Genomic DNA, 1,278 nt, shown 5'->3' with positions numbered 1-1,278 from the left:
GGCCGGCGCTGTGACCAGGGCACGCGGACGGGCAGCAATCAACAGACCGGGGCGGGCAATGCCTGCTGCATCCCGTTCGCCATATCCACGCAACACCAGCCCTTCGACCGGCAGCGCCAGGGTGCCGCGCAGGTCTGTGATGTCGGCGCTGGTCTTTGCGATGTCGCCGTCGGCAATCTCGGCCAGCCCGTCAGCAAATCCCGACAGGGTTTCCGTCGAGGAAATCAGGATCGCGGTGCGCACCGGATCGGCGGTAAAGCGGCGCGGCAGGGTGGTGCGGTCGGCAATCGCGGTCGACAGCTGCGCCCGCGCGGACTGCACGCCCGCCAGCCCCTCTTCCAGCGTTCTGGCCGCGTTCTGCTGCAGCAGCCGCAGGCCTTGCACCTCATCCAGATCCGCCTTCAGCGACTGCGCCCTGGAGTGCAGGGCCGGGGTCACCTCGGCCAGCATCATCGCGGACCGTGCCGCGCCCAATGGCCCGGAGGGATGCACCATCAGCACCGGCGGCGGCGAGGTTTCAATAGTCTGGATAATCCCCAGCAGCCCCGAGACCTCCTCTTGCCGGGCGGCCAATTGCGCACTCAGCTGCGCCTCGCGGCGTGCCACCCGGCGCAACCCGTCGCGCATCGCCGCCAGCCCGGCCTCGAACGCCTGCACGGTTGCGGTCAGTGCCCTCACCCGGTCGCGGGAGCTGCCGGCCTCCTGCAATTGCACCGATGCCCCCTCCAGCTGCGCCGCGGCCTCGCGCGCGGCCCCTGCCGGATCCGCTGCCGCCTGCAGCGGCGCGGCCAGCAGCGCCAGCAGAAAAAGGCCCGCGCGCAGCGTCATGACAGCAGGCTTTCCCCGGTCATCTCTGCCGGTTTTTCCAGCCCCATCAGCTCAAGAAGGGTCGGCGCCAGATCTGCCAGCCGGCCATCGCGCAAACGCGCGCCCTCCGGCCCGCCGACCAGCGCCACCGGCACCAGATTCAGCGTATGCGCAGTATGGGCGCCGCCGGTTTCCGGGTCCACCATCACCTCGCAATTGCCGTGATCGGCGGTGACGATCATCGCACCGCCCGCCTTCTGCAGCGCCGCGACTACCTCTGCCAGACCGCGGTCCACCGCCTCGCAGGCCAGCATCGCCGCTTTCAGATCGCCGGTATGGCCGACCATGTCCGGGTTGGCGTAATTGGTGACAATAAGGTCATAGCCCGCCTCAATTGCCTCGACGAATTTCGCTGTCACCTCCGGCGCCGACATCTCCGGCTGCAGGTCATACGTCGCCACATTCGGCGAC

Annotated in this window: 1 protein-coding gene and 1 pseudogene; both read right to left on the bottom strand. The window is 68.8% G+C overall.

Annotation, left to right across the window (positions count from 1 at the left end; translation table 11 throughout):
* On the bottom strand, window positions 1-828 hold an 828-nt coding region (locus tag A2I95_RS39245), incomplete at its 3' end, for a peptidase M23 (RefSeq protein ID WP_291737770.1).
* Window positions 825-1,278, bottom strand: a pseudogene (locus tag A2I95_RS39240) (alkaline phosphatase family protein); the annotation flags it as partial. The gene A2I95_RS39245 and the pseudogene A2I95_RS39240, both read right to left, overlap by 4 nt.

Source organism: Leisingera sp. F5, assembly GCF_001593695.1.
This window is presented reverse-complemented; position numbering and strand designations above follow the sequence as displayed.